At 69.2% G+C, this 5,843-nt stretch carries 5 protein-coding genes; 1 reads left to right on the plus strand and 4 read right to left on the minus strand.

The features are described 5' to 3' along the window. Positions 1–552, plus strand: a 552-nt coding sequence (locus tag ACNPM4_RS04965) for a DUF1684 domain-containing protein (RefSeq protein WP_448984893.1), incomplete at its 5' end; no start/stop codon positions are given. 6 nt (positions 553–558) lie between these two features. Here ACNPM4_RS04965 and ACNPM4_RS04970 read toward each other — a convergent pair. The 4 genes from ACNPM4_RS04970 to ACNPM4_RS04985 all read right to left on the minus strand — a co-directional run. Continuing rightward, a complete protein-coding gene (locus tag ACNPM4_RS04970) occupies positions 559–2,904 on the minus strand; it encodes a beta-xylosidase/alpha-l-arabinosidase (protein WP_448984894.1) in 2,346 nt (781 codons plus the stop codon). Positions 2,905–2,906: 2 nt separating this feature from the next. Then, the gene (locus tag ACNPM4_RS04975) at positions 2,907–3,797 is read right to left on the minus strand and encodes a carbohydrate ABC transporter permease (protein WP_448984895.1); all 891 of its coding nucleotides are present in this window, start codon (positions 3,795–3,797) and stop codon (positions 2,907–2,909) included. Continuing rightward, a complete protein-coding gene (locus ACNPM4_RS04980) occupies positions 3,794–4,732 on the minus strand; it encodes a carbohydrate ABC transporter permease (RefSeq protein WP_051662406.1) in 939 nt (312 codons plus the stop codon). Before ACNPM4_RS04980 ends, ACNPM4_RS04975 begins: the two co-directional genes overlap by 4 nt. Beyond that, the coding region (locus ACNPM4_RS04985) for an extracellular solute-binding protein (RefSeq protein ID WP_448984896.1) at positions 4,713–5,843 on the minus strand (1,131 nt) is incomplete at its 5' end. The genes ACNPM4_RS04980 and ACNPM4_RS04985, both read right to left, overlap by 20 nt.

Below are 5,843 nucleotides of genomic sequence, written 5' to 3' on the forward strand. Positions count from 1 at the left end.
GACGCCGTGCGTCTCGCCGACTCTCCCGAAGACGCCCACGAGCTGTGGCGGATGGAGCGCGATGAGCTGATGCTCCATCACCCCGCGACGCCGCTGCTGCCCGAGGACCGGCCGCTGTTCGAGGGTCTGCCCCTCGCCTCGTACGATCCCGACTGGCGCTTCGAGCTGCCGATCCTGCCCGCCGAACCCGGCGGCTTCGACTTCGCGACCGGGACCGACGGTGTCGTGCCGTTCGAGCGCATCGGCCGGGTCGAGATCCCCGATGCCGGATCGCTCGACGTCTGGCGACTCACCACCTACGGCGGGGGCCTGTTCATCCCGGTGCGTGACGCGCTCGCCGGACGCGAGGGCGGAACGTACGGCGGCGGTCGCTACCTGATCGACACCATCAAGGGCGCCGACCTGGGATCGGATGCCGCAGGCGGCACGATCGTGCTCGACTTCAACTTCGCCTACAACCCGTCCTGCGCCTACGACCCGGCGTGGGCGTGCCCGCTCGCGCAGCCGGGCAACGTGCTCGACGTTCCGGTCCCCGTCGGGGAGATGTACTGAGAGCTCTCAGCCGACGATCTCGATCGCGGTCGAAGTCTCCTCGTCGTCACAGGCGCCCCCGACCCACAGCCGGATCCGCCCCGGTTCCACCCTCCGGATTCCGTCGACGCCCGTGAACGCGAGGCGCCCCGTGGGAACCGTGAATTCCACGCGCTGCTCCGCGCCCGCTTCCAGCGAGACCCGCTGGAACCCGATCAGCTGCGCGACCGGGCGGGCCACGCTCGCGACCTCGTCGTGCGCATACAACTGCACGACGTCGGTGCCCGCGCGGGAGCCGGAGTTACGGACGAGCACAGACGCTCGGAACTCCGCGCCCGCACCGACCGTCGCGTCGGCCGTCAGCTGCTCGTGTGCGAAGGTCGTGTAGCCGAGTCCGAATCCGAACGGTCGTGCCGGTGAGGGGTCGACGCTCGACACGTCCGTGCGTCCACCGAGCGCGGGATGCAGGTACGAATAGGGCTGCACGCCCGCCGACCGCGGCAGCGACACCGGGAGCCGTCCCGACGGGGCGACGGCCCCGCTCAACACGGCCGCGACGGCCGGGCCCCCTTCTTCGCCGGGGAAGAACGCCTGCAGCACGGCCGCCGGGAGCGAGCGCTTCTCGGTGGCGGCAGTGCCGGACGGGGCAGGCGAGTTCACCGACCCCAGGCCGGCGGTCAGTCCGGCGCCCGACTCCCGATGCGGCAGTGCCCAGTCCAGCGCGTACGGGCGACCGGTGAGCGCGACGACGACCACCGGGGTGCCGGTCGCGACGACGGCCTCGACCAGCGCGCGCTGCACCCCGGGCAGTTCCAGCGAGTCGACGTCGTTGCCTTCGCCGACCGTGCCGCGTCCGAAGAGTCCGGCCCGGTCGCCGACCACGACGATCGCCACGTCGGCCTCGCCAGCGGCGGTGACCGCGGCCGGGAATCCACTGCGGTCCTCGCCCTCGACCTCGCCGCCGACGACATGGGTGATGGTGGCAGCGGGGAGCTCGGCGCGGAGTCCGTCGAGCACGCTCGGCAGGGCTATTCCGGCGGGCACCTCGGGGTGATGCGCGAGCACGTGGTTCACGAACGAGTAGCACCCCATGAGAGCCTCCGCGCTGTCGGCGTTCGGTCCGATGACCGCGATCCGCGGCGCACCGGAGGCATCCAGCGGCAGCACGCCGTCGTTGCTCAGCAGCACGATCGACTCCTCCGCGAGTCGGCGGGCGAGTGCGCGGTGCTCGGGGGAATCCAGGTCGATCGCGGCGGGCGCGACCGTGAAGTCGGCATCCAGCAGTCCCAGCTCCTCCTTCTGCGTCAGGACGCGTCCGACCGCCCGGTCCAGGATGCTCTGCTCCAGCGACCCGTCGCGCACCTGCGTGGCGAGGGTCGTGTACGCGTCGGGGGAGGGCAGCTCCACGTCGATCCCCGCGGTGATCGCCAGCGCGGCGGCCTGTGCCGAGTCGGCCGCGACGTGATGCATGCTCTGCAGGAAGTCCACGGCGAAGTAGTCCGACACGACCACCCCGTCGAAGCCCCAGCGTCCGCGCAGCACCTCGTCGAGGTAGTACGGATCGGCGGCCACCGGCACCCCGTCGATGTCGGTGTACGAGTTCATGACGCTGCGCACCCCGCCCTCGCGTACGGCCATCTCGAACGGCGGGAGCAGCACGTCCTCGATCTCGCGCCGCCCGGCGTGCACCGGCGCGTGATTGCGGCCGGCGGTCGACGCCGAGTATCCGACGAAGTGCTTGAGGGTGGCGTGCACGCCCTCCGACTGCAGGCCGCGGACGTAGGCGGTGCCGACGGTTCCCACGAGCAGCGGGTCCTCGGCGATGCACTCGTCGACGCGCCCCCACCGCGGATCGCGGACGACGTCGAGCACGGGAGCGAGTCCTTGATGGATGCCGAGTGTCCGCATCGACGATCCGATCGCCCGCCCCACCTCCTCGACCAGCTCGGGATCGAAGGATGCGCCCCACGCGAGCGGGGTCGGGAAGGTCGCCGCCTGCCAGGCAGCCAGGCCGGTCAGGCACTCCTCGTGTACCAGGGCCGGGATGCCCAGCCGGGTCTCGCGCTGCAGCCGTGCCTGCTCACCCCACAGCCACTGCGCGCGCTCGATCGGGTCGACCGGGCGCGTGCCGTACACGCGCGTCAGGTGGCCGATGCCGTGCGCCGTCGCATCCTCGTACCGGGTCGAGGTCTTCTTCTCGCCGGCCATCGGGGCGACGAGTTCGTCTCCCTGGTCCACCCAGAAGCCGACGAGCTGCGCCTGCTTCTCCTCGAGCGTCATCTGCTCGAGGAGGCCCTCGACGCGCGGGGAGAATCGGGGGCGGGATGTGGGAGCGAGCACGTGCGTCTCTTTCTGTGGGGTCTGCGTCGACATCGTCAGCCCTTGACCGCGCCGGTCAGTCCGCCGACGATGCGGCGCTCGAAGAGGCTGAAGAAGATCAGGGCGGGGATCATCGACAGCGAGGTGAAGGCGAGGACCTTCGCGGTGTCGACCGAGTACTGCGACGCGAACGACTGCACGCCCAGCGGGAGGGTGAAAGCCGCCGCATCGTTGAGCACGAACAGCGGGAGGAGGTATCCGTTCCAGCTGCCGATGAACGCGAGGATGCCGGTGGTGATCACACCGGGGATCGAGAGCGGCAGCACCATGCGCCAGAAGAAGCCGATCCGGCTGCATCCGTCGATGAACGCCGCCTCCTGGATCTCGTCGGGGATGGCGCGCAGGAACGGGACCAGGATGATGATCGTCGTCGGCAGGGCGAAGGCGATCTGCGGCAGGATGACCCCGCCGAGCGAGTTCATCAGCCCGAGGCTGCGCACCACGATGTACAGCGGGGTGATCGCGACCGTCAGCGGGAACATGAGCCCTGCGGCGAAGAACGAGTAGAGCACTCCGCGGCCGGCGAACCGGTAGCGGGCGAGCACGTACGCGGCCATCAGCCCCAGCGCGACGACGCCGATCGTGGTGGCGAGGGCGACGATGGTGGAGTTGAGCACCTGCCGCCAGAACACGCCACCGGTGATGACGTCGAAGTAGTTGGAGAACACCCACGGCTGCGGCATCCCCGACGGGTCGGTCGTGATCTGCGCGTTCGTGCGGAATCCGCCGATGATGATGTACGCGATCGGGGCGAGCATGAGCCCGACGACGATCAGCGCGACGAAGTAGACGGTCGGGTTGGCCCAGGGCGGCCGCGGGCGCGGAGTGCGTCCGGGGCGCCCGGCGCGTCCGGGTCGCTGGGTGACGAGTACCGAGGTGGCGGTCATCGCGTCGTCCTCTTCTTCCGTGCAGGGGCGCCGGTGAGGGCGCCGTCCGTGTCGCGACGCAGCACCGCGCGCTGGTAGATCAGTGCCACGACGAGCGAGATCAGGAACAGGACGACCGCGACCGCGTTGCCGTACCCGAAGTTGCCGGCGTTGCGCCCCTCGGAGACCATGTAGGTCGCCATGGTCGAGGTGCCGGCGGTGGAGGCGATGTACTGCCCCCAGATGATGTAGACCAGGTCGAACAGCTGCAGCGAGCCGATGATCGACAGGAACGCCCAGATGCGCAGGGTCGGCGCGAGCAGCGGCAGCGTGATGCGCCACTGGATCTGCCAGTAGGAGGCGCCGTCGATCGAGGCGGCCTCGTGCAGCTCCTCCGGAATGCCCTGCAGCCCCGCGAGGAACAGGATCACCGCGAACCCGACGTACTTCCAGGTGATGATCACCATCAGCGTCCAGATCGCGATGTCCGGGTTCGAGAGCCAGTCGTTCGCGAGGAACCCGAGGCCCATCTTCTCCAGCAGGTCGTTGAACGCGCCGCTGGTCTGCAGCATCAGGCTCCAGCCCGTGCCCACCACGACCTCGGAGATCACGTAGGGGATGAAGATCAGCACGCGGATCAGCGACTGACCGCGCATCCGCCGGTTGAGCAGGAGCGCGAGGAGGATCGCCGCCGGTCCCTGCAGGATGAGCGAGAACACGAGGATGAACCCGTTGTGGGCCAGCGCATCGTGGAACAGCGGATCCTGCAGGATCGTCAGATAGTTCTTCAGCCCGACGAAGTCGGTGGGCGGGCCGTAGCCCTGCCAGCTGAAGAAGCCGTAGTAGCCCGCCATCAGCACCGGGAAGATGACGAAGGCGAGGAAGACCAGGAGGGCGGGCCCGGCCAGAAGGATCACTTCCAGCCGGGCGGCCGCCTTATGCCTTGGCTGCGGCATCCTGGACGGCCTTGACGATGTCCTCCGGGGTTCCTTGACCGGCGAGCATGTTGACCACGGCGACGTTGAGCGCGTTGCCCACGTTCTGTCCGTAGACCGTATCGAGCCACTGCGTCGCGTACGGCGCCGCGTTGTAGGCCGCGAGGATGTCCTTGAGGTACTGCTCGGTCACTGCCTCCTGCGCCACCGTGTTCACCGGCGGGGCGTTGAACGCCTTGTAGTAGGCGGTCTGCACGTCGGACGTGCCGAGGTAGTTGAGGAAGTCGACGCAGGCGTCGGGCGCATCCACCGAGCACGAGTATCCGTCGACGCCGCCCATCATGGACCCTGCCTCACCGTCGCCGCCCTCGACCTCGGGGAACGGGAACCACGACAGGTCGGGCAGCGGCTTCTGGTCGGGCGTGAGCGATCCGATGACGCCGGGGTTCCACGCGCCCATGAGCTCCATGCCGGCCTGGTGGTTGGCGATGAGACCGGCCGAGCTGCCCGCGCCCTGCTGGGCGGTGGTGGTGAGGAAGCCGGAGTTGAACGGCTCGGTGGCCGCGAACGCCTGCAGGTCTTCGCCCGCGCGCACCCAGCAGTCGTCGTCGAAGTTCATCTCGTCGGCGGCCTTGGCGAGCGTCTCGGCACTGCACTCGCGCAGCGCGAGCCAGTAGTACCAGTGGGCTGCGGGCCAGGCATCCTTCGCGCCGAGGGCGACCGGGTCGATGCCGGCGGCCTTGAGCTTCTCGGTCGCGGCCTCGAGCTCGTCCATCGTGGTGGGGTTCTCGGCGATGCCGGCCTCGTCGAACAGATCCTGGCTGTAGAAGAGTCCGCCGGGGAGCACGGCCACCGGCATCGCGTAGATCTTGTCGTCCAGGCTGCTGGCCGAGTAGGCGGCGTCGGAGATCTCCTCCGCAGCACCACCGGTGATCGAGTCGGTCAGGTCCTTGAGCTGGCCGGCCTTGACCATCGCCGCCATCTTGCCGCCGCCGCGCTGCAGGAAGATGTCGGGAGCATCGCCGGAGTTGAGCGCGGTCTGGAGCTTGCCGTCGAGGTCTTCGTTCTGGATCGACTGGATCTCGATCGTGACCCCGGGGTTCTCCTTCTCGAAGTCGGCGACGGTCTGCTC

The sequence above is a fragment of the Microbacterium umsixpiens genome, from assembly GCF_053543675.1.